This window comes from Hyphomicrobium sp. DMF-1 (assembly GCF_027886585.1).
Lineage (GTDB): Bacteria > Pseudomonadota > Alphaproteobacteria > Rhizobiales > Hyphomicrobiaceae > Hyphomicrobium_C > Hyphomicrobium_C zavarzinii.
Genome location: NZ_CP115706.1, coordinates 4,388,627 through 4,410,915 on the forward strand (window position 1 = coordinate 4,388,627; position 22,289 = coordinate 4,410,915).

Below are 22,289 nucleotides of genomic sequence, written 5' to 3' on the forward strand. Positions count from 1 at the left end.
CCCCCCTGCGTCGTCGTGCAACCCGATAGCAATGGTCAAGCACGCCAAAGAGCACTGTTGGTGCCAAGCGAGGCGACGATGGCGAGCAGTTGCAGCGCGCCAGCCGGAAGGAGGCATGAATGCGATGAACCCCGTAAGGGTCCAGTACGGCCACACGATGTCAACATTCTTCGACATCGTGCCAGCGCAACAGCAATGAAAGACCCTTTCATGCTCTTATAGAGGGCATTGCCGCGATGCCGTTCATCAAGCAACCGATCAGTTCGCGCGAAGACTTGCACGATGCTGTTGAAAGCGGTCTCGTCCTGCCTTGGATGTGGGGTGTTGGCCTGATGAGCGAGGTCGGTTAACGCCCCGCACACTCTCGATTAGCCTTCGGCAATTGTTTGGAGCGGGATCAGGCTTGCCGTAGCGGGTCGTAGCGGTAGAAGTGTGCTGCTGCCGGCCAGGTTGACGCCGCCGCAGAATGTGGGTGGCACCCTGATACACAGCGCATCGATTAAAGCTCATCTCAAGGCCATACCGGCCGGAGTCTGGGCCCTCGGTTTTGTCTCCCTCCTAATGGATATCTCCTCCGAGATGATCCATGCGCTGCTCCCCATTTACATGGTCACGACTTTGGGGACGTCTGCACTTGCGGTGGGCATAATTGAGGGCGTCGCGGAGGCAACGGCTGCCATCACCAAAATTTTCTCAGGCGCCCTGTCCGATCGGCTCGGCAAACGAAAAGGGCTTGCAGCACTCGGCTACGGCATGTCCGCCTTTACCAAACCGGTCTTTCCGCTTGCATCTGAGCTTTCGTGGTTGATCGCGGCGCGCTTTATTGATCGGGTTGGCAAAGGCGTGCGGGGGGCTCCCCGCGATGCGCTGGTTGCCGATCTGTCGCCACCCGAGGTGCGGGGCGCGAGTTTCGGCCTCCGACAATCGCTCGATACGGTCGGCGCTTTCCTCGGACCCTTGCTCGCCATTCTTCTCATGGTCCTGACGGCCAACAGCTTCGTCACCGTGTTTTGGATCGCAGTGATCCCGGCATTCCTGGCATTTGCCCTGATCGTATTTGCCGTCCGCGAGCCCGAACGACTTCCAGATCTCAAACCGGTCCGGTCCCCCCTCAGCCGTCGCGAACTGGCGCGTCTCGGCCAGGATTTCTGGTGGGTGGTGGCCGTTGCCACAGTATTCACGCTCGCGCGGTTCAGCGAAGCATTCCTGCTTCTGCGCGCTCAATCCGTAGGCTTGCCCGTCGCCCTGGTGCCGGCCATATTGGTTCTGATGAACGTAGTCTATGCGCTGGCCGCCTATCCGGCCGGTGTCTTGTCGGATCGCATGGACAGGCGCAACATGCTCGCGGCCGGTCTCGTCCTTTTGTTTCTGGCCGACATGGTGCTCGCCTATTCATCGTCGGTTGAGAGCGTCGCGGCCGGCGTCATTTTGTGGGGTATCCACATGGGGCTGACCCAGGGGTTGCTGGCAACGCTGGTGGCTGATACGGCGCCCCCCGAATTGCGCGGCACAGCCTACGGCATGTTCAACTTGATGACCGGGCTGGCTCTACTCGCCGCCAGCGTCATTGCCGGAGTTCTCTGGGATGCCGTCGGGCCCAAGGGGACCTTCCTCACCGGAGCTGTGTTCGCGGCCCTCGCCGCCGCAGGTGTGCTTTTCCTACGCAGGGTTTCGGTCAGGACACGATTTTGAAAAGTTCCGCCGGCCGGGCGTGCAATCGAATGCGAAACGGCGCTATGGCAGAATTTTCGAAATCCAATAGGCGGTCGCCCGCGCGTGCACGAACGTTCGTCTCGCCTCACGAGGGTTCGCACGACTCGAATCTGGAATGCCGCCAGCTCCCCATCACGAGACAGCCCGCATGGTGATGGTGCGGCCTGCTCGGGCTAAAGTCAGAGCGCTTCATACAAGGTCCCTTGGCGCAATGACCAAATCCCTTGATGCGCACTTCGCCCGCCCGCCAGGGCAGCACGTGAGACCCTGCAGACGCAGACCACATTACCAAAATCAGGCCCGCCCCGATCATCTTGATTGCCATTCCCGTCACGGTGCTTTGGTCCTTTTACTTGGCCCCAGCGTCAAGGCCGTATCTCGATCCCGCAGTGCCTTCGCCATCTCCCCGAGAGATGCGTAGGCGGCGGCTCTCAGGCGATAGGCATCGCCGTCATTCGGATCGCGCTCGATCACGCGCGTGAAATCCGCAATCGCTTCCCGGTATTCTTGCCGCTTTCCCCGCAGGAAGCCGCGATTAAAGAGCACGTAACTATTGTCTGGCTCTCGGGCAAAGGCGGCATTGTAATCAGCGAGAGCCTCGTCGAGACGGCCAAGCGCCGAGCGGGCGCTGCCGCGGTTGACCAGCGCCATGACATGATCCGGGCTGCGGCTTAGGGCTTGGGAGTAGTCCTCCGCAGCGCGCTCGAATTGCCGCAGCCGGAAATGAGCATTGCCGCGATTGTAATATGGCAAAGACGCGACCGGATGCAGCTCAATCGCCGCGCTCAACTCCTCGATGGCTTTGTCGAGGCGGCCCGATTGATAGAAGCGTAAACCGCGATCATTGTGAAAGGCGGCATGAGTATCGCGATCCGCGAAATCAACGTGCCAGGGTTCAATGGTTGGAGTATCGGATTCCGCACCGGCGCAGGGCGTGAGCTGGGCTTTGATGGCGAGTAGAAAACCGGCGGCGATCACTGTTCTCCTGGCCATGGATGGCTTTCCTCTGTCACACCGCCTGAGGGCTGGGGTGCGTATGGTGATCGGGAACCTCGATGATCTCCTTCGGTCTCCCGAACCCAAATATCTTGCACAACGCTGGCAAGACCAGCAGGGTCAATATCGTCGAAGAAATAATGCCGCCGATGACGACGGTAGCCAGCGGTCGTTGCACTTCCGAACCCGCGCCAACATTAAACGCCATCGGGACAAAACCCAGGGACGCAACGAGGGCCGTCATCAGCACCGGTCGCAAGCGTGTCAGCGCGCCTTCCGTGATCGCCGGCTCGAGATCATGGCCGCTCGCCATGAGGTTGCGGATGAACGAGACCATGACCACACCGTTGAGTACAGCAACCCCCGAGAGCGCAATGAAACCCACACCGGCGGAAATCGACAGCGGGATGTCACGGAGCCAAAGCGCCGCGATGCCGCCCGTGAGTGCCAGCGGCACCCCGCTGAAGACAATGAGCGCTGCGCGTACGGAGTTAAACGCGGTAAATAGCAGCCCGAAAATGAGGAGCAGCGCCAGCGGCACCACGATCTGCAAGCGTTGGGTCGCGGAGGTCAGTTGTTTGAAGGTTCCGCCATACTCGAGCCAGTGCCCCGGCGGCAGCGTCACGCGCTCATCTATGGCCTTGCGCAGATCTGCGATGAACGAGCCGAGATCGCGGCTTCGCACGTTGGCGGTCACCACGATGCGGCGTTTGCCGTTCTCGCGCTGAATCTGGTTGGGGCCGATCGCCACTTCGAACGTGGCGACTTCCTGCAGAGGCACATAACTGGGCGCGCGCGATGCAGTATCACCTGCTCCGGTCCGAAGGGGCAGCGGGACCGGCAGGCGCTTGAGCGCATCGAGATCGGTTCTCAGGGTTTCCGGCAACCGGACGACCAGATCGAAGCGGCGATCGCCTTCAAAGACCTGGCCCACTGACCGGCCTCCGAGTGCGACCTCGATGACATCCTGGACATCCGCAATATTGAGGCCGAAGCGGTCAAGGGCCGCCCGGTCCGGGAGAATGCTGAGCACCGGCAATCCGCTCACTTGCTCAACCTTGGCGTCGGCCGCCCCGGAAACGCTGCCGACCACGGCCTCGATTTTCTCCCCTATCTCGGCGAGTTGATCCATGTCGTCGCCATAAACTTTCACGGCAACATCGCTCCGAACACCGGAGATAAGCTCGTTGAAGCGCATCTGGATGGGCTGCACGAACTCATAGTTATTGCCGGGAATCTCTCGGACAGCCGCTTCCATCTCTGCCACGAGCTGCGATTTGGGCTTGAGCGGGTCCGGCCATTCGGCACGGTCCTTGATCATGACGAACGTGTCGGCAACGCTTGGCGGCATGGGATCCGTGGCCACCTCAGCAGTACCCAGTTTCGCGAAAACCCTGTCCACTTCCGGAAACTGCTTGAGGCGCGATTCCAGTGCCGTCTGCATCCCCACCGCCTGGGAAAGGCTGGTGCCCGGAATACGCAAGGCGTGGAGTGCGATATCACCCTCATCCAGGCTCGGAATGAATTCGGAACCCATACGCGAGGCCAGCAACCCGCCGAAGAGGACAAGCAGCACAGCCGAGCCAACCATGATAAACCGGTTGGCGAGCGCAAATCGAAGCAGCGGCTCGTAAACCCGCCGCGCGCCCCGCATGATGAGATTCTCTTTCTCGTCGACCTTGCCCGTTACGAAAATCGCCACGGCGGCCGGTACGAAGGTGAGGCTAAGGATCAGGGCGGAAAGAAGCGCAATGACGACCGTGAAGGCCATCGGATGGAACATCTTTCCTTCCGTCCCGGTCAGGGCAAAAATGGGAACGTAAACGACGGTGATGATGAAGACGGCAAAGATACTCGGCCGTATGACTTCTGCCGTCGCTTCGGCCGCAAGCTTGTGGCGTTCTTCCGCGCTCAGCAATCTTCCAAGTGCGTGCTGCGCCATTCCGAACCGTCGCAGGCAATTTTCGATGATGATCACGGCGCCATCGACAATGAGCCCGAAGTCGAGCGCGCCCAGGCTCATAAGATTGCCGGAGACCCGCCCTTGCACCATGCCCGTGATGGTCGCCAGCATCGTGATTGGTATCACGGCCGCAGTGATCAGAGCCGCCCGGATGTTTCCCAGTAGAAGAAAGAGGATGACAACGACGAGAAGCGCGCCTTCGAGCAGGTTTTTTTGCACTGTTTCGATGGTTCGGTCCACGAGCGTCGTGCGATCATACATGGTCTTTGCAACGACCCCCTCCGGGAGGCTCTTGTTTACTTCGACAAGCCTCTCGCTGACGCGCTGCGAGACCGTGCGGCTGTTCTCTCCAACGAGCATGAACACGGTTCCTAGGACGACCTCGCGTCCGTTCTCGGTGGCGGCGCCCGTTCGCAGCTCCTCTCCCAGGTGAACGTCTGCGACGTCTCCGATGCGTATCGGAAGGCCATGACGGTTCGCCACGATGATCCGGCGCACCTCGTCCATGGTTGCCACCTGGCCCGGAACACGGATCAGATATTGCTCGCCTGACCGTTCGATATATCCAGCACCGGCGTTCGAATTGTTGCTCGACAACGCCTCCATGACGTCACGGATTGTCAGGCCGAAGGCCAGGAGCTTTTGCGGATAGGGCGTGACGTGGAATTGCTTTACGAATCCCCCGATCGTGTTGACTTCGGTGACGCCTGGAATATTGCGCAGCTGCGGCCGCACCACCCAATCCTGCAGGGTACGCAGCTCGGTGGACGACCACTCCGCTCCCTCTGCGTTTTTGGCGCCCGGTTTCGGCTCAACGGTGTACATATAAATCTCGCCAAGACCGGTGGCGATCGGGCCAAGCTCAGGCTCGAGCCCCTTTGGCAACTGGTCCTTGACCTGCTGAATCCGCTCGTTGATGAGCTGGCGCGCAAAGTAGAGGTCGGTGCCGTCCTCGAACACGGCCGTGACCTGCGAGAGCCCGTAGCGCGAGATCGAGCGCGTGTGCTCCAGCCGTGGAAGTCCAGCAATGGCCGTCTCCACCGCAAAAGTCACCCGCTGCTCGGCTTCAAGAGGCGAGAAGCCGGGCGCCTCGGTATTGATCTGCACCTGAACGTTTGTGATGTCCGGTACCGCGTCGATCGGCAGACGCTGGAAATTGTAGGCGCCAAGGGCGCAGAGACCGATGACTGCGAACATCACGGTCCATCGCTGGGCGATCGAAATATAGACAATCCGCTCTAGCAAAGCGCTTACTCCTAATGGTCGTGGCTCGCGCCGGATTTTTCGATATCGGCCTTCACGAGGAAGCTGTTTTCGGCCACGTACTCGGTTCCGGGCTTGAGACCACCCTTTACCTCAGTCCATGTCGCATCGCTGACACCAAGATCGAGCATGCGCACCTCATACGTCGTTCCAACCTTGGCGAAGACGACAGTAAAATCCCGGAACCGCTGAAGTGCCGAAGATTTGACGGCGAGCGGCACTTTGTGCCGGTCGACGACGACCAGGCCGCGCACCGTCATACCGGGCCGCCAACGAGCCTGTGTGTTGTCCAGAGTCACACGGGCCAGGATCGATTGGCTCGCGAGTTCGGCGACCGGGGTGAAGATCGCGACGGTGCTTTCGACCTCGCTATCCCCCTGGATGTCTTTGACCCGTATGGTTTGCCCTGCCTTGATGCGGGGCAGGTCTTTGGAGAAGACGTGGAACTCGGCCCACACCGAGCTGAGATCAGCGACCACAAAAATAGCCGCGTCTCCGGTCACATCGCCAATATTCGTATTCCGCTCGAGGAGCACGCCGTCGAACGGCGCCGTTACGTCGTAGTTGTTGAGGCTGGCGTTACTCTCGACCACCGCGAGCACTTCGCCTTGCTTCACCATCTCGCCGACATTCTTGGACACCTGCCGGACGACCCCGGGAAAACGGGCTTTCACCTGTGCAGTCTTGTTCTGATTGAGGACGACACTGCCGGTCAATGTGATCGTCTCTTCAATCGTGACCGGGCCCGCCGTCTCCGTCTCCATGCCGGCGCCCGACGCGGCGGTTTCAGTGATGGTCGTTCGCCCCTCATAGGAACCGTACGTCCACGCGTAGGTCTTGCCGTCATGCGTGGCCGAAACCGCAACATCGAAAGAGTGGGGCTCGACCACGGACGACGTGCTCTTGAGGTAGTCAGCTTGCGGCTCGAACGAAAGGGTGTCGACATCCCCTCCCAGACGCGACAGCTTCACCTCCACCACCACCTTTGCGGGGTCGAGCGAACGGTCGTCCATATAGGCATAGAAATGAAACTCCGGCGGCACACCGGTCTCGAAAATTGTAACCTCCAGCGCGAAGCGCCCGGATTTGAGCAGGCGGCCGTTATGGGGGCCCCGCTCGAATTCCTCTGCCTCCGCGGCATCGTGCTCGCCGTGCCCATCCTTTTCCGGATGTCCGGGCCCTTGCGTCTCGGCCGCCGGGATCGTACCGCGCAGGCCCGGTACGAATGACGGGTCGATTAAATTGACGGCGCCCGCTAGCGCCGCAACGATTAACAGGAATACGAGGCCGCCCTTCCAGGTCATTTCGTGTGCTCCATGCGCTAGCAGCGCGTCGCGTCTTCAGATTTCGGATAGAGGCCGCCCGACGAGCGCTTCGACTTGCGCCTTCGCCTTTTCAAAGTCGGCCTTCGCGTTCACAAGTTCGAGGCGGACCTCGAAAAGCGTGCGTTGCGCGTCGAGAACGTTGAGAAGATCAAAGCGCGCCTGCTCGTAACCGGCCTGCGTCTTTTCGTACGAGCTTTCAGCAGCAGGCAGCACTTCCCGTTGCAAGGACCGAACCTGTGCTGCGGCAACCCGCAGGTTTGTCATGGCCTCGGCCACGGAACCCGTGACGGAAACCCGCGCGGCCTCACGGTCATGCTCCGCCTTGACGACACGCTGCTCCGCCGCCGTGATGGCGCCGGCATTGGTGTCGAAAATCTTGAGCGGCGTTGAAACAGACACGACGAATGCCGCTTCGTCGGTATCTTCATAGCGACGGACGCCGCCCCCGACCGTGAAGTCGCGGACGGATTTCGCGGCCTCGAGATCGAGTTGAGCCGCGCGGCGGCCGATTTCATCGGACCACCGGGCGATGAGGGGATTGCCGTCGGTATAGGCCAGCACTCGTTCGGTGGAGGGGACATCCGTGCCGTTGCCAAGCTTCCCCGAGACACGGGTGAAATCGGCGTATCGGGCTCCCCAGAGTGCGGCAAGTCGCAACCGGTTTCCGGATAGGCGGGTTTCTTCGCCGACAACGGCCGAGCGGGCCCGCGTCAGAGTTACATTGGCGCGATCGAGCTCGATCGCGCTCGTACTGCCAATCTTCACCCGCTTATCGACCGCCGCCTTTACCTTTTCGCCCAAGCTCACCGATTTGCGGAGCACGTCCAGGCGCTCTTGCGCCGCCAGCACCTCGACGTAGGCCTGCACGGCCTGAAGCATCTCGCGGACACGGATCGTTTCCATCTCCCAACCCGCTATGGAGGTGTCCATGCTTGCGGCGCGCAGCCGCTTGACCCGTTTGTCCCCGAATTCGAACAGCTGTACGATGGACAGGGTCTCCTGAGAGGCTTCGAAGCCGGACCGCGTGTCCGCTCCGAGAAAATCCTCCACATCCAGCTTTACGTCTGGATTAGGTTTGACAGATGCCTGCAACTCTTCTCCTCGCCGGGCCTGTATCTCCGTGAACGCGGCCTTGATGGCGGGGCTATGGTTGATAACCCTGCCGACAGCCTCACGCAGCGTGAGGGTCTCCACCTGGGCATGCGGTCCGTGCGAGGCCGGTGGCGTCTCGATCACGACCGGCCATTCGCGCCGCGGAAGATCGCGGTCGGTCTCCGCCGTTTTGGCTATCGCTTCCGTCTCGATACTTCCCAAAGGCCGGGTCTCGCACCCGGACAATCCGAGCGCGAGCACGACGGCCCATAACCTTATCGAGCGGCCAGATAATCCCGGCATATCCCTTGCTCTCCCGATCTCAAACGCGCATGAGCGCTGGACGCGGCACAACGGCGCCGCGCCTCCTCAGGCAATCAGAGTCGGAGAGCTAAATCAGCAGAATCACAGTGCGCAGATGCTCAAGCCGTTCGCTTGAGGCGGGAATTCGAGCGCAGTACCGGCCGTCAGACAGATATGTTCGGACGTCGCCGCCCATCGGCTCCACGAGAACAGCAGGATAAGCTTTGGGCTTAGCGCCGACGCACGCCTTGTCCGATCTCGTGGAAGTCCCAGAGGAGACAATGGCGTGATCGTCGCAACCGCCATCGTGCGAATGCCAACCGGTAAATTCGCCGGCATGCTCGCCGTCATCATGCTCACCGCCATGATGATGAAGGGTGGTGTCCGCGTGGTCGGCGGTCCCGCCGCGCCATTCTAGAGCATGGCTACCGTCGCTGGCGTGGCACAAAACCAGCGGCATCGCAGCCACAATCGATGCCGGTGCGAACAGCACCAGCAGGATAGCGACGACGAGGCGACGCAGGCTCGACACGCGAATAGCTCCGATTGGACCGATTCCGTTACCCACCAGAGCTACCACCCCTGAGCGCGAGGGCCAACAGGTGCGCGGCCCATCTTTTGAGAGCGCATCACCCATGAGGCTAAATGGCAACAACCCGGAGAATATAAGACTTTTCAAGCGCGACATTTGACGTTTATAGAGTACCCCCCTATACTATACTTAGATCGAGGTCAAGAATGAGCCATACCGTTGCCGGGAAATCGAAGCTGCTCGGGCGCGTGCGCCGCATCAAGGGGCAGGTCGAAGCCATCGAGCGCGCCCTCGAAGGCGAACACGGTTGCTCGGAGATTCTGCAATTGGTCGCCTCGGTTCGCGGCGCAATAGGCGGGCTGACCGCAGAACTGATCGACGATCACATGCAGGATCACGTCATCGGCGCTGCCAACGCCGCCGAACGCGAGCGCGGCGCGAGCGCGTTGATGGATGTCATCAAAACCTACGTAAAGTGAGGGCCCGCAACTGCCGGATATCGCAAGCATCGTCGAACACGGGGCAGCAAATCCCTGGATTTACCTTCCCCTCGCGGTACTCCTGGGTGCGTTGCATGCGCTTGAGCCGGGACATTCCAAGTCCATGATGGCAGCGTTCATCGTCGCCGTGCGAGGCACGCCCGCCCAGGCAGCGCTGCTCGGACTAACGGCAGCAGCGGGTCATACGCTGATCGTGTGGATCATCGCCCTTGCGGGACTCTATCTCGGCGACAAAATGATTCTCGATAAGGCCGAGCCATGGCTTGTACTTATTTCCGGGCTTCTCATCATGGGGCTCTCGCTCCGAATTTTTGCGTTGATGCGGGGAGGTCTTGAGCCTTCCGCCGCTCAATTGCGCACTCCCGATCATGCCCATCAAGCCGGCCCAAACCATGATCATCACAAATCCGATGAAGATCATAACCATGACCACAGCCACGAGCCTCATGTCCAGGATGCCGGACTTGACGCGCACGCAGCAGCCCACGCGCGCCATCTCCAATGTCGCTTTGGCGGTGGCCGGGAGGTCACGAATCTCGACATCGCATGGTTCGGGTTTTCAGGGGGACTTTTGCCCTGCCCGGCCGCGATTGCGGTGTTGCTGATTTGCCTGCAGCTCAAAGCTTTCACCCTGGGCATCGCCATGGTCGCAGCGTTTAGTGCGGGACTCGCGATAGCGTTGATCGCCGTCGGTCTTGCAGCGGTCTGGGGCGCCGGTTACGCGCGGTCCCGCTGGCAAGGATTTGACCGGTGGAGCCATAGGCTTCCCTATGTGTCGGCGTCTATCGTGTTTCTGATCGGTTTCGTGATCTCCGTAAGGGGGGTGCTCGCACTGATGTCTGCTGCTCATGCCGCGCCGTTCTGACATATGGAAGCTTGTGCAACGCGACGCGCCTTTATTTCGAACGCGCACGGCTTGGTGCCCAAGGCCCTCTAACGCTCTGGCGAGCGGTAACTTCTCCTTGTCAGTATCAGCTTCCGCCAGCCTATGGCGCGCGGTTGGTCCTCGTATGTGATCACAGCGCCAGCGCATCAGCGGGTAAGAACCGATCCGGACGCTATCTTGAGTCTGGGACTTGCAACGCTGTCGGCATCGTCCATCCTGTTACAGGTTCCAGCGATCCGCTTTGCGTCAACGCCACTGAAACATTTTGTAATAAACGCGAAACACCCCGAATCGGGGTGGCCGATTAAAGTGGATCCCAACCTTTACTTTTTTGGGATGTTTTGCGCCATGGCGACCAAACCAAGCACGGCGGCCTCATCATGATCAGGGTGTGGATTGCACTGTTCGCGCTGTTGAGCCTCACAGGTTGGGGTGAACGGGAACCGGCGTGGCCGCAGGCCGGTCCAATGCCTGATGAGCCCGTTCCTGTCCCGGCCCAACCCTACCGATCGATTGCCGCTGGCATCAAAAGCTATCGGCCTGTCGAGCCGCAGCCTTGGGGCGAAATCAATCGCCAGGTGGCCCCTCCTGGCGCGCTGCCCGCGGATCGACAGCCGCCGCAGGCAACACCGAATTCTTCAACCGCCCCGGCGCAACCGAAGCCCATGGAGTCCATGCCGGGCATGCAACATTGATGAAACGGGTGTGAGTGTACCGCGGAGCCTTCGGGGGAAGGCGTTGCGAGATTTTAGAGCACCGGGGGGATCGCTCATGGGTTTGGGCAGACGGCGTAGCGTTTGGAAGAGATTGATGAGGATCTCGGCGGCAAGTCCGCTTTTGATTTTGGGCGGTTGCGCGCAGTTCTCGGCTGATGGTGGCATGAGCCTTGTGAGCGACCTGTCGACTGCAGCGATTGGCGAACCCGCCGCGAAAATCCAAGATGAGCACGGCGCCGCTGCGGCCGAGGCCCGAGTGGCCGAGCTTCTTTCGCGCACGATGACGCCCGATGCGGCCGTTCAGATCGCTCTTTTGAACAACCGGGGCCTGCAAGCCGCCTACACCGAACTTGGTGTGTCGGAAGCCATGATGGTCGAAGCGAGTTTGCCACCCTCACCGATCGTCACGCTGTCACGTCTCATTCAACCGTCGACAATCGAGATCGAAGCCCAGATTTTGCAGAATGTGTTGAGCCTTTTGACCTTGCCGCGCCGGCGCGAGATCGCGGAGGATCGCTTTCTCCAGGCACAGAAACGCGCGGTCGATGCGACTCTCAAGATCGCGGCCGATGCGCGCCGCGCCCACTATCGGGCTGTGGCGGCGAACGAGCAGGTGGTCCTCCTGCAGCAGGCCGTCAACTCGGCCGAAACCGTGTCAGACTTTGCCAGGAAGCTTGGTGAGACGGGCGGCATGGCGAAGCTGGATCAAGCGCGCGAGCACGCCTTCACGGCTGAGGTTGGCGGTCAATTGGCGCAAGCGCGTCTGACACAGCGCCTGGAGCGCGAACGGCTCAACCAGGCGCTTGGACTATGGGGCGCGCAGCTCAAATATAAACTACCGGATAAACTGCCCGCCCTTCCTCCAAAGCCGAAAGTCGAAGACGACATTGAAACCGAGGCTGTGCTTTCCCGCATCGATCTGGAAATCGCACGCATGGAGATCGCTATCCTGGCCAAGGAGTTTGGGCTCACGAGCGCCACTCGATTCATCGATGTGCTGGAGGTTCGGGGCATTCGTCGCGTTGAAACGAACAAGGTCACGGAAGTCGACTTTACGCTCGGACCGGGCCCCGCGCTCATACGCACAGAGACGCAGCGGACGGAGAAAGTTCGCTGGCGCGGCTTCGACGTGGATTTTCAGATTCCGATCTATGACTTCGGCGAAGTGCGGACCCGGCGGGTCGAAGAAACCTATATGACCGCCGTCAACCGGTTGATTGAAAAAGCGGTGAATGTGCGGTCCGAAGCACGGCAGGCCTATCAGGCCTATCGCGGCACGTATGACGTCGTTCGGCACTACGAGCGGGAAATCCTGCCTCTTCGCCAGATTATTACCGAGCAAACGCTGCTAAACTACAATGGTATGCTTGTCGACGTGTTCCAGTTGCTCGCCGATGCTCGGGCCCGGATCGAAACGAATGTGCAGGCTGCGACCGCGCGGCGCGATTTCTGGCTGGCCAAAGTCGATTTGCACACCGCAGTGATCGGCGGACGCGATGGCAGCGTTGCATCGGTCGCTGCGGGTACGGGCGGATGACGGCATCGAGAAAGGAGCTTCAGGATGACGGTATCGCGTAGAGACATGATGGTCGCGACGGGCGGGCTTGCGTTGCTGGGTGCCGCCAAAGTGACGGGCCGCCCCGCCCACGCTGCAGCCCCAGAAGCGCAGTTCCAGTCATCGCCAGCCACACAGGCTCCGGTGGCTCCTTCGAGCGGCCCAGACTATCAGCCGGTTGTCACTTTGAACGGCTGGACACTCGCACCGCGCATGAACGGCGAATGGAAAGAATTCCATCTGGTCGCTGAACCGGTCGTGCGCGAGATGGCGCCCGGAATGAAAGCACACCTGTGGGGCTACAACGGCCAGTCTCCGGGTCCAACAATTGAGGTGATCGAGGGCGACAAGGTGCGCATTTTCGTCACCAACAAACTTCCCGAACATACGACTATTCACTGGCACGGGCAGATCCTGCCGAGCGGCATGGATGGCGTTGGCGGCTTGAATCAGCCGCACATCAAGCCGGGCGAGACCTACGTCTACGAGTGGCAGATCGCGAAGTCCGGCACGTTCATGTATCACCCGCATGCCGATGAAATGGTTCAGATGGCTATGGGCATGATGGGGTTCTTTGTCGTCCATCCCAAAGACCCGAAGTTCATGCGCGTTGACCGCGATTTCGTCTTCCTGCTGAATGCCTATGACATCGATCCAGGTTCGTATGTCCCGCGCATCGCGCAGATGTTGAACTTCAATCTTTGGAGCTGGAACAGCCGTGTCTTCCCCGGCATCGATCCTCTTGTCGTACGCAAGGGCGATCGCGTGCGCGTGCGCTTCGGCAATCTCACGATGACGAACCATCCAATCCACATGCACGGCTACCATTTCGAGGTGACTTGTACGGACGGCGGCTGGGTGCGTCCCGAAGCCCGGTGGCCTGAGGTGACGATCGATTGCGCTGTCGGGCAAATGCGCGCCTACGAGTTCGACGCAAACTACGAGGGCGACTGGGCTATTCACTGCCATAAGTCGCACCACACGATGAACGCGATGGGTCATGACTTGCGAACATTCATCGGCGTCGACCAGTCCGAGCTGAAGAAGCGCATGTCCCAGATGGTCAAGGGCTATATGCCGATGGGGGCCGCCGGCATGGCCGATATGGGCGAGATGGAAATGCCGCTGCCCGACAACACGCTGCCGATGATGACCGGGTTCGCCCAATTCGGGCCTGTCGAGATGGGCGGCATGTTTTCGGTTGTCAAAGTACGCGAGGGGCTTGACCGCAACGACTACAAGGACCCCGGTTGGTACGAGAATCCGGAAGGTACCGTCGCCTTCAAGTGGACGGGCGATCCCTCGAAACTTTCCAATCCCGTTCGTGCTCCGGCTGAACCGGCAGCAACGACCGGACCTGGCGGGCCCGCATCAGAAATTGAGGTCAAAGCCGTCAAGCCGAACGGGCATTCAGGGCATTGAGGACACGTTCTGAGACGCGTGGAAACAATTTGTAACAATCGCGAAATGAAGCGGTAGAGCGCGTTCGTTACATCCCTCGTTGGCGCGAAGTCAGCGCAGTTCGTTGAGGGATAAGTCCATGAGAACGCGGATCACGCGATCACAGCTTTTGATAGCGCTGACGGCAAGCGCAGGTGTGCCGTTCGCCGGAACGCTTGCCATAGCAGAACCAGGAGCGGCCGGTCATACGCACAAAGTCTTTGCCGCGGGCGAACCCGGTGATCTTGCGAAGCCGGCTCGGACGATCACCGTCGCGATGACGGAGGGCGACGGCACCATGGCCTACGATCCACCGGAGCTGGCGGTGAGGGCTGGTGAGCAGATCAAGTTCGTGATCACCAATCGCGGGGCGCTCGATCACGAGTTCATGCTCGACAGCGTCGAGAAGAATGCTAAGCACCGCATCGCCATGCAGAAAAACCCGGAGATGGAGCACGACGATCCCAACGGACGCCGCTTGAAACCAGGCGGATCGACAGAGATCGTCTGGAAATTCTCGAAGGCCGGAGCCTTCGAGTTCGCCTGCCTCATTCCCGGCCACTCCGAGGCCGGCATGAAGGGCGTTGTCGTCGTGTCGGAAAAGTAAATCGATAGCGAACGCACCGAGATCAATTCAAACAAGGAGTTCAAGACATGAAAATCGGATACGCACTGGCCGTTGCTGCTGTGCTTCTCGCCGGACCTACGGGTGTCGCGAGCGCAGGTGGAACTCATGACCCCGCGATGCATCAGGCAGCAGATACGCCTGCTGCAGAAAAGCCGGCCGCGTCCCTGCCGAAAGTTAGCGGCACCGTGACGAAGGTTGATGAGACCGCCGGCAAGATCACGATCGATCATCAGGCCATTCCAAACTTGCAAATGGATCCCATGACCATGGTCTTCAAGGCGTCGGATGCTGCGCTGCTGAAAGCTGCCAAGCCGGGTGACGCCGTCAAGTTCACGGCGGACAAGGTCAACGGTCAGCTAACCGTAATGAGCCTCGAAAAAGGCAAGTGATAAAACACGCAGCCCAGGCCGCCTGAAAGACCGACAAGCGGCCTAGGCTGTTATATAATCTGCAGTATTTCAGATGTTGCCTCGACGGAAACACGCATGTCTCCCTCAGATTTTCCAGCGTCGGAGCGCGATGCCAGTGCGCCGCCGGCCTCGATCACAGATGCCCATGTTCTGATTGTCGATGACGACGGCCAGCTTCGCCAGCTCGTTGCCAAGTTTCTCCGCGGCCAGGGCTATCGCGTGACGGGCGTCCGCGACGGGCGTGAAATGAACGACACCCTAAAACTCGTCCTGTTTGACCTCATCATCCTCGATGTAATGTTGCCTGGGCCTTCAGGCCTCGACCTTTGCCGGGAACTGCGCAAGACATCCTCGACCCCCATCATGATGCTGACAGCTAAGGGGGACGAAACGGATCGGATTGTTGGACTGGAGCTTGGCGCTGACGATTATCTCGCGAAACCTTTCAGCACACGGGAATTGCTCGCGCGCGTCCGTGCCCTTCTCCGCAGAGCTTCTGTTTCCCCGCACCTCGTTCAGCCGCTGAGCGCTGGCGCGTACGCGTTTGAGGGGTGGGTGCTGGATACGCGCAAACGGCAACTGCTCAACCCCGAAGGTGTCGTGATTGATCTTAGCACGGGCGAGTACGATATGCTGCTAGCCTTTGTCGAAAGCCCGCAGCGTGTTCTGACGCGGGAACAGTTGCTCGACCTTTCGCGCAACAGGATCGCGACGGGTTTTGATCGCAGCATAGACGTTCAAATCAGCCGTCTGCGGCGCAAGCTTGAAAGTGCGGATGAAGGCGGGATGATCAAGACGGTCCGCGGCGCAGGCTACATGTTCGTGCCATCAGTAAAGCGCGTCTGATACGCCTGCGGCGGGAGTTCGCATGAGACTTGTCCCTGACACCATTGCCGGGCGCACCATCGCGGTGCTTTTGCTCGGGCTCACCGCACTGCATTTGGCCAGCATATGGGCCTATCAGTTGGGTCTTGATTCGGAAGTTGGACTGACGAATGCCGCGCGAACGGCCGAGCGGCTCATCTCAATTAAATCGACGCTGAGCCGGCTGCCGGCTGAAAAAAGAGAAGAAACAGCGCATACCCTGTCGGGGGGCGCACTGGAGGTCCACTACAGCACGGTCCCGCTCGCTGTAGCCCCCGCAGTTATGACCGGCCCGGCCAGCGCGTTGCAGTCCGAAATTGAAAAAAGCACAAAAACCCATCGCGATGGCGGTCTCATCGTCGGGACGCCAGCACAAGGAACAGGCACACGCACCGATCCGCATTTGACCCTCGTTTCGATGCGATTGCCCGATGGAGGGTGGGTGAACACCAACATCGCAGTGCTGGACGGTGCGCATAATTCCAGGGGAGCTATCATTGTATCAACGGCCCTGATGGCGCTTGGAGTTTTGGGTATCGCCCTTGGCATGGCCCGAAGCGTGACACAACCAATCCGCAAATGCGCCGAAGAGGCCAAACGCGTCTACGTCACAAGTGAACCTCAGCCGATCCCAGTCGACGGCCCAAAAGAAGTGCGCGAGCTGGCGGCTTCGTTCAATGAAATGCAACTGCGCGTCAAGAAACTCGTTGATGAGCGCACCCTCATGCTTGCGGCGATTTCCCACGACCTGAAGTCACCGCTGGCCCGTTTACGCTTGCGGCTAGAGGATGTTGCCGACGAAGATGTGCGCCGCGCCATCGAGACCGATTTCGATGACATGCTGCAGATGATCGGCTCGTCCTTGGAGTTCCTGCGCAGCGATCACACCGGTGAGGAGCGCCAACGGCTCGATCTTGGTGCCATTGTCCGGACGATCTGCGATGACTTTGCCGATCAGGGGCTGGCGGTGACACTCGAACGGCAAGACAAAGCAATCTTCACCGGTCGCCGCCTCGCCCTGAAACGCGCGTTCGCGAATTTGATCGGAAACGCCCTGAAGTACGGTCAAAGCGCAACTGTTCGCGTCTTAGCCGCGCCGCAGAACGTCACTTTGGAGATTGAGGATCAGGGTCCGGGCATTCCCGAGGATGAACTCGAAAAAGTTCTCGCGCCTTTCTATCGCATCGAAGCGTCGCGCAGTCGAGATACCGGCGGAACGGGACTGGGGTTGACGATTGCCCAAAGCGTCATCGAAAGCCACGGCGGTACGCTACAGCTTAAGAACCGTCCCGAAGGCGGCCTCTTGGTGAGGGTGGTTTTGGCGAAAGTGGAGGGCTCCTAAGCCCTCAAGACCAACCATGCCGGGCCGCGAGCTATTTTCACGACCGCTCCTGCAATCAAAGGAAACATTCGCGAAATCTCGCGGTAGCACCCTTTACCTAACTTCTGTGCATCGGACATTGCAAACGAGACCGATCTCGCTGCGGAGCGTCTGAAGACTTAAACTGCAAAGCACAGGAGACAAACATGAACCGGATTATTCTTGCCATTGCAACCGCTGCTGTCGGCTCAGCTACGCTCATCGGCGGCGCCGAGGCCAATACGATTTGGCGCAATCCGTACAAGAGCACGCCGTATGCCGTTCCTCATGACCATGCAAAGCCGCTTTCCGCCAAAGTTGCCCCTATGGCGGCGAAGCGGCATGCCCATAGTTGAGACCCGGCGTGTCTCGTCAGTCAGGCCAGCTCAGCAGCTGGCCTGACCGCCGCTCCAGAAAGAGAACACGATACAACAGTAAGAAGATGCGCGTTGGGTATGACCTAGAGCTTCGCAAGCATGCGCACAGGCTCCAAGAAAAAGGGTTTCTCTGCCTTTCCTAACGTATCCAGTGCACTTGTCATGGACGCGCTTCGCGTCGATCGAGTCTGATCCTCGGGAGAGTGGTTGAACCGCGCGTATGAGTTTTCCGCCGCCTCTCGAGCAACCATCCCAAAATCATGTGTTCTGGGTTTCGAATCTTCCAAAGACGAGATTGATGGCAGGCAACACGAACAGCACGAGAGGCGCTTGAAGGATCAGGCCCCCGATGATGGCAATCGCGAGGGGCTGCTGCATCTGTGCGCCCTGGCCGAGGGCGAGCGCCAAAGGCAGCAAGGCAAGGATCGCCGCCAGCGTGGTCATAACGATCGGACGGGCGCGCGTCCGGGTCGCGAGCGCCAATGCCTCTGCCGCCGACTTGCCGGTCGCTCGAAACCCTTCGAACGCCGTGAAATAAATAATCGCGACTTCGGTGACGATACCGATCACCATGGTCAATCCCATAATGGCCGAAATGTTGAGTTCCGATCCTGTTGCCGCGAGCGCCAGCATGGAGCCGCACGCAGCCAGCACTGGCATCAGCAGGATGGACCCGGCAATCATGAAGTCTTCAAACAGCAGCAGCAATAGCAGCAGAACCAGTCCAAACGCCGCGACAATAACCAGCATCAGGCCGTAGAACGCTTGTTGTTGCTCGGCATAGAGGCCGCCCAACTCGAACCTAACAGACCGAGGAAGAACGCCGGCCTCCGAGAGCTTTGCCGTCACCGCGGCCGCAGCCGAGCCCATGTCGGTACCCTCTATTCTGGCTGTAACGGCCCGCATCGGCTGAAGGTTTTCACGAACGATCTGAGGTTGTCCGGTCTCGCGTTCGATTGTCGCGATCTTTCGCAGCGGCACCATGTGGCCGTCCGCCGATTTGAGTTCGAGATTGCCGATGCGCGCGATATCATCCCGGATGGTTGGTCGCGTCGTGACGCGCACGCCGATGGATCGTTCTCCTTCGTCGATGGTCGTGGATATATCGCCGGCAATCATGGCATTGAGCTGTGCGGTCGCAACGGCGGGATCGATGCCTTGAAGTCCCGCCTTCACATGATCAATCTTGACGAGCAGGGCGTCTCCTGCCGGGGTCACACCGTCTTGCACTTCGACCAGCCCCGGTAATGAGGAGACAACAGCGGCGACCTTTGGCGCGACTTCCAGCAGGACGGCTTCGGACCCATAGAGCTTGACCTCAATCGGTTGCGGGACAGCCGTCAGATCCCCGATCAGGTCCTCCATCAAGAGTGCCATTTCGACGTTGATGCCCGGAACCTGGATCCTAATCTGTGTCCGGATGTCTGCCATTACGGCATGAATAGGTTTGCGTGGCGGTGGCTTGAGGCGAATGAAGAAATCCCCTTCGTTGGGTTCCGTCAACCCGCCGCCGAGCGCGGCGCCGGTGCGCCGGGAATAGGTCGCAACTTCAGTCGTCGCCCGCAGGATGGCCTCGACCTGTTGCAACAAGCGATCCGTCTCCGTGAGCGACGTGCCGGGCGGTGTCTTGTAGTCGAGTACAAACCCACCTTCATCCATCGGCGGTAAAAAGCCGGATGCAAGCTTAGTCGTGACCAAATATCCGGCGGCCGCCAGCGGTAGGATCGATGCGGCGACCACCATTGGCCATCGCTGCGCCGTCGAGACTGTGCGGGCCCAGAGGCCCTCCCGGCGCGATTCCTGTGCGTCCTCCTCGTGGACATCACCAGGCCGCAACAACCAGGCGGCAAGCAGCGGCACAACAAGCCACGACAGGATGAAGGATATCGTCAAAGCGACCGCAATCGTCAGCGAGAGCGCGGCGAAAAATGCTCCCGTCACGCCCGTCAGGAACGCCAGCGGCAGGAAGATGATCAGTGTCGCGAGGCTCGATCCAACGAGCGGCTTCAGAAAGTCGTTGGCCGCGGCCGCAGCAGAAGCCTCTCGTTCGGCAATCGTCGCCCCTCTCAACCGAGTCTCGATGTACTCGATGACCACGATCACATCATCGATGATCAATCCGATCGCCGCCGCCATGCCGCCAAGCGTCATGATATTGAAGCTTTGGCCCAGAATGCCAAGTATGAGTGCAGTGATCGCCATAACCGATGGCACAACGACGGCGGCGATCATTGTCACTCGAATGCTTCGGAGAAAAACAAGCAGGACGAGCGCCGCAAGCACGCTGCCGGTCAGGATCGCGTCGCGAACACTGGTCGCCGATGCCACAATCAGTTCGCTTTGATCGTACCAAAAGGATTGCGTCACGCCCGTCGGCACCATTGTCTTGAGATCGGCCAATTTGGCCTTGAGGTCCGCGACGATCTGGACCGTGTTGCCGTCCGGCTGCTGAAACACTTGCAACGACACGGCCTCGCGCCCATCGGCCGAGACCCTGGTCCAGTTCGGCACCACGCTTTCCTTGACGGATGCGACATCCTCAAGTTCGACAATCCCTGTCCCTCCGGTTCTCAAAACCGTACGCCGTATCGCGTCAAGATCGTGAAAGCGCTCATCCGAGAGCACGAGATAAAGTTTGTAGTCTTCCTCGAGTTTACCGGTCGCTTGCAGGATATTGGCGGCTGTCAATGCAGCCGTGACGTCGCCAATCGCCAGGCCGTAGGTCCGGAGCCGCATCGGATCAATCTCGACCTGATATTCGCGCAGTGCGCCGCCAATCACGCTCGTGCGCGCCACTCCCGGTATCGCAGACAGAGCCGGCGCGATGGTCAATTCGACGATGTTGCGCAGTTCCACTGGTGCGATGGACGTCGAGATAAAGCTCATCGCCGCGACCGGAAACACGGTCGGGTCCATGCGTCGGACCTTGAAGGTCGTGCCCGCAGGGAGCGACGGAAGGAGCTGAGCGACCGCCGCACCGACCTCCGTCGCGGCGAGATCCATCGGGTGTCCCCAAGGAAAGTTCACCGAAATTTCGGCGCTGCCGCGGCTTGAGATCGAGCGCAGCGAGCGGACGCCAACAACCGACCGTAGAGCGGTTTCGGACGGACGCGTTACCAGCGTGACCATTTGCGATGCGGGCCGATCACCGGCCTCGAGCGACACGACAATCCTCGGAAAGTTCACCTGCGGAAAGAGCGCAACCGGAACATAAGCGGCGTAGAGAGTTCCCGCGATGATGAGCGCCGCGAGTGTGAAGAGCAGCGATCTGCGGCGCAGAAAGGCCTTCTGAACGATTTCCGTCATGGTTGAGTCCTGACGGCCGCGCCATCGCTGAGCTCGAAATTGCCAACCGACACCACCTCGTCGCCCTTCGACAGAGATCCAGTGACCGCGATCAGCTTCTCGCCGGCAGGCAACCCGGAAACAACGGGCACGCGCTTGGCTTTGCCGGCTTGAACCACAAACACGTGGTCGCCCGTGGCATCCTTGAGCACCGCCGACATGGGGACGACCAAGGATGTATGCGACCCAAGAACGACGTTGGCCGTGACTATCGTGCCGATCATTAGTTGACTCACTTTGTCATCCGGCATGGTGGCGATCGCGTCGACCAGCCGTGTCGCCGGATTGATGACGCGACCAACAGCGCTAATGGTGGCGGTTTTGGATACAGGTTCATCAAAAACGGCATCAAGGTGCACGCTCAGACCGGACTTCACGCGCGCGGCATCTTCTGGCTCTAACCCGAGCATGACGACTAAGTGGTCGGCGCTTGCCACGGTGGCGATCGCTTTGTCGGCTGCGACACGGTCTCCCAAGCTCACCACTACCTGCGAGACAATTCCCTCATGCGGTGAATTGAGCGCGATCGTGGCGGCTTCCCCGCCAAGCTGCTTTTCCTCGTCGAACCGCGCCCGGGCGTCGGCCAGCTTCTGGCGGGCAATGTCGAGCTGACTTGCCGGGATAATGGCTTTCTGCGCCAGCTCCTCTGCCCGCCCGGCTTCCGCCTTGGCGAGATCGAGCGCGTTCTGTGCTTGCTGGAAGCTGAACCGCGCGATGGGCGCAGTTTCGAATTCCGCAAGCGGCTGCCCTTGGATCACTGGATCCCCCGTGCGGACAAACAGCCGTTTGATTAGACCGGGCTGCGGGACCGACACGCTGACCTCGGATTTTGGATCGGCCTGCACGCGGCCGTAGACGGTCAGCGTCTCATCGAACGCTTTTTCTTGCACTTTCGATGTTTCAACGAGGACGGTCGGCGTTCCCTCTTGGGCAACGGCCAGGATCGCCCCCCAACAAGGAAGGCCCGCGACCAGCACGTACAAATGCGATCTTTTCACGCGTTTTCTCCCTCAATCCAACC

The 22,289-nt window shown here is 60.0% G+C and carries 17 protein-coding genes; 10 read left to right on the forward strand and 7 right to left on the reverse strand.

Features of this window, described 5'->3' with window-relative positions:
• Window positions 1-468 precede the first annotated feature (468 nt).
• A complete protein-coding gene (locus tag PE058_RS20235) occupies window positions 469-1,692 on the forward strand; it encodes an MFS transporter (protein WP_271030631.1) in 1,224 nt (407 codons plus the stop codon).
• Window positions 1,693-2,043: 351 nt separating this feature from the next.
• Here the strand turns inward: PE058_RS20235 and PE058_RS20240 are convergent, their stop codons facing one another.
• The 5 genes from PE058_RS20240 to PE058_RS20260 form a co-directional block, all read right to left on the reverse strand.
• Complete coding sequence (locus tag PE058_RS20240) at window positions 2,044-2,706, reverse strand: tetratricopeptide repeat protein (protein WP_271029308.1); 663 nt, start codon at window positions 2,704-2,706, stop codon at window positions 2,044-2,046.
• 16 nt (window positions 2,707-2,722) lie between these two features.
• On the reverse strand, window positions 2,723-5,917 hold the full coding sequence (locus tag PE058_RS20245; RefSeq protein ID WP_271029309.1) for an efflux RND transporter permease subunit: 3,195 nt from the start codon (window positions 5,915-5,917) through the stop codon (window positions 2,723-2,725).
• Window positions 5,918-5,928: 11 nt separating this feature from the next.
• Window positions 5,929-7,239 (reverse strand): efflux RND transporter periplasmic adaptor subunit, encoded by a 1,311-nt coding sequence (locus PE058_RS20250; protein WP_271029310.1) that lies wholly within the window; start codon window positions 7,237-7,239, stop codon window positions 5,929-5,931.
• Window positions 7,240-7,275: 36 nt separating this feature from the next.
• Window positions 7,276-8,613 carry a TolC family protein gene (locus PE058_RS20255; RefSeq protein ID WP_271029311.1) on the reverse strand — a complete coding sequence of 446 codons (1,338 nt, stop codon included), beginning with the start codon at window positions 8,611-8,613 and terminating at the stop codon, window positions 7,276-7,278.
• Between the two features lie 130 nt (window positions 8,614-8,743).
• On the reverse strand, window positions 8,744-9,187 hold the full coding sequence (locus tag PE058_RS20260) for a hypothetical protein (RefSeq protein WP_271029312.1): 444 nt from the start codon (window positions 9,185-9,187) through the stop codon (window positions 8,744-8,746).
• Window positions 9,188-9,393: 206 nt separating this feature from the next.
• Between PE058_RS20260 and PE058_RS20265 the strand changes: the two genes are divergently transcribed.
• The 9 genes from PE058_RS20265 (at window position 9,394) to PE058_RS20305 (ending at window position 17,902) form a co-directional block, all read left to right on the forward strand.
• Window positions 9,394-9,666, forward strand: a complete 273-nt coding sequence (locus PE058_RS20265) for a metal/formaldehyde-sensitive transcriptional repressor (RefSeq protein ID WP_271029313.1) — start codon at window positions 9,394-9,396, stop codon at window positions 9,664-9,666.
• Window positions 9,667-9,694: 28 nt separating this feature from the next.
• Window positions 9,695-10,552 carry a nickel/cobalt efflux transporter gene (locus PE058_RS20270; protein WP_271030632.1) on the forward strand — a complete coding sequence of 286 codons (858 nt, stop codon included), beginning with the start codon at window positions 9,695-9,697 and terminating at the stop codon, window positions 10,550-10,552.
• A gap of 831 nt (window positions 10,553-11,383) precedes the next feature.
• Window positions 11,384-12,826 carry a TolC family protein gene (locus tag PE058_RS20275; RefSeq protein WP_271029314.1) on the forward strand — a complete coding sequence of 481 codons (1,443 nt, stop codon included), beginning with the start codon at window positions 11,384-11,386 and terminating at the stop codon, window positions 12,824-12,826.
• A gap of 24 nt (window positions 12,827-12,850) precedes the next feature.
• Complete coding sequence (locus tag PE058_RS20280) at window positions 12,851-14,266, forward strand: multicopper oxidase family protein (RefSeq protein ID WP_271029315.1); 1,416 nt, start codon at window positions 12,851-12,853, stop codon at window positions 14,264-14,266.
• 118 nt (window positions 14,267-14,384) lie between these two features.
• Window positions 14,385-14,891, forward strand: a complete 507-nt coding sequence (locus PE058_RS20285) for a cupredoxin domain-containing protein (protein ID WP_271029316.1) — start codon at window positions 14,385-14,387, stop codon at window positions 14,889-14,891.
• A gap of 47 nt (window positions 14,892-14,938) precedes the next feature.
• On the forward strand, window positions 14,939-15,301 hold the full coding sequence (locus tag PE058_RS20290; protein WP_271029317.1) for a copper-binding protein: 363 nt from the start codon (window positions 14,939-14,941) through the stop codon (window positions 15,299-15,301).
• A 96-nt stretch (window positions 15,302-15,397) separates the two neighbouring features.
• Window positions 15,398-16,168: a response regulator gene (locus PE058_RS20295; protein WP_271029318.1), complete on the forward strand. Its 771-nt coding sequence runs from the start codon at window positions 15,398-15,400 to the stop codon at window positions 16,166-16,168.
• A gap of 22 nt (window positions 16,169-16,190) precedes the next feature.
• Window positions 16,191-17,528 carry an ATP-binding protein gene (locus PE058_RS20300; protein WP_271029319.1) on the forward strand — a complete coding sequence of 446 codons (1,338 nt, stop codon included), beginning with the start codon at window positions 16,191-16,193 and terminating at the stop codon, window positions 17,526-17,528.
• A gap of 185 nt (window positions 17,529-17,713) precedes the next feature.
• Window positions 17,714-17,902, forward strand: coding sequence for a hypothetical protein (locus PE058_RS20305; RefSeq protein WP_271029320.1), 189 nt, complete (start codon window positions 17,714-17,716; stop codon window positions 17,900-17,902).
• A 279-nt stretch (window positions 17,903-18,181) separates the two neighbouring features.
• Here the strand turns inward: PE058_RS20305 and PE058_RS20310 are convergent, their stop codons facing one another.
• Window positions 18,182-21,229 (reverse strand): efflux RND transporter permease subunit, encoded by a 3,048-nt coding sequence (locus PE058_RS20310; protein WP_271029321.1) that lies wholly within the window; start codon window positions 21,227-21,229, stop codon window positions 18,182-18,184.
• Window positions 21,226-22,266 (reverse strand): efflux RND transporter periplasmic adaptor subunit, encoded by a 1,041-nt coding sequence (locus tag PE058_RS20315; protein WP_271029322.1) that lies wholly within the window; start codon window positions 22,264-22,266, stop codon window positions 21,226-21,228. The genes PE058_RS20310 and PE058_RS20315 overlap by 4 nt, the downstream gene beginning before the upstream one ends.
• Window positions 22,267-22,289 lie beyond the last annotated feature (23 nt).

What these genes read in the sequence shown, in the direction of transcription:
- PE058_RS20300 (WP_271029319.1), top strand. Translation starts at nt 16,191, where the DNA reads ATGAGACTTGTCCCTGACACCATTGCCGGGCGCACCATCGCGGTGCTT.
- PE058_RS20290 (WP_271029317.1), top strand. Translation starts at nt 14,939, where the DNA reads ATGAAAATCGGATACGCACTGGCCGTTGCTGCTGTGCTTCTCGCCGGA.
- PE058_RS20285 (WP_271029316.1), top strand. Translation starts at nt 14,385, where the DNA reads ATGAGAACGCGGATCACGCGATCACAGCTTTTGATAGCGCTGACGGCA.
- PE058_RS20310 (WP_271029321.1), bottom strand. Translation starts at nt 21,229, where the DNA reads ATGACGGAAATCGTTCAGAAGGCCTTTCTGCGCCGCAGATCGCTGCTC.
- PE058_RS20305 (WP_271029320.1), top strand. Translation starts at nt 17,714, where the DNA reads ATGAACCGGATTATTCTTGCCATTGCAACCGCTGCTGTCGGCTCAGCT.
- PE058_RS20275 (WP_271029314.1), top strand. Translation starts at nt 11,384, where the DNA reads ATGAGGATCTCGGCGGCAAGTCCGCTTTTGATTTTGGGCGGTTGCGCG.
- PE058_RS20240 (WP_271029308.1), bottom strand. Translation starts at nt 2,706, where the DNA reads ATGGCCAGGAGAACAGTGATCGCCGCCGGTTTTCTACTCGCCATCAAA.
- PE058_RS20250 (WP_271029310.1), bottom strand. Translation starts at nt 7,239, where the DNA reads ATGACCTGGAAGGGCGGCCTCGTATTCCTGTTAATCGTTGCGGCGCTA.
- PE058_RS20295 (WP_271029318.1), top strand. Translation starts at nt 15,398, where the DNA reads ATGTCTCCCTCAGATTTTCCAGCGTCGGAGCGCGATGCCAGTGCGCCG.
- PE058_RS20265 (WP_271029313.1), top strand. Translation starts at nt 9,394, where the DNA reads ATGAGCCATACCGTTGCCGGGAAATCGAAGCTGCTCGGGCGCGTGCGC.
- PE058_RS20280 (WP_271029315.1), top strand. Translation starts at nt 12,851, where the DNA reads ATGACGGTATCGCGTAGAGACATGATGGTCGCGACGGGCGGGCTTGCG.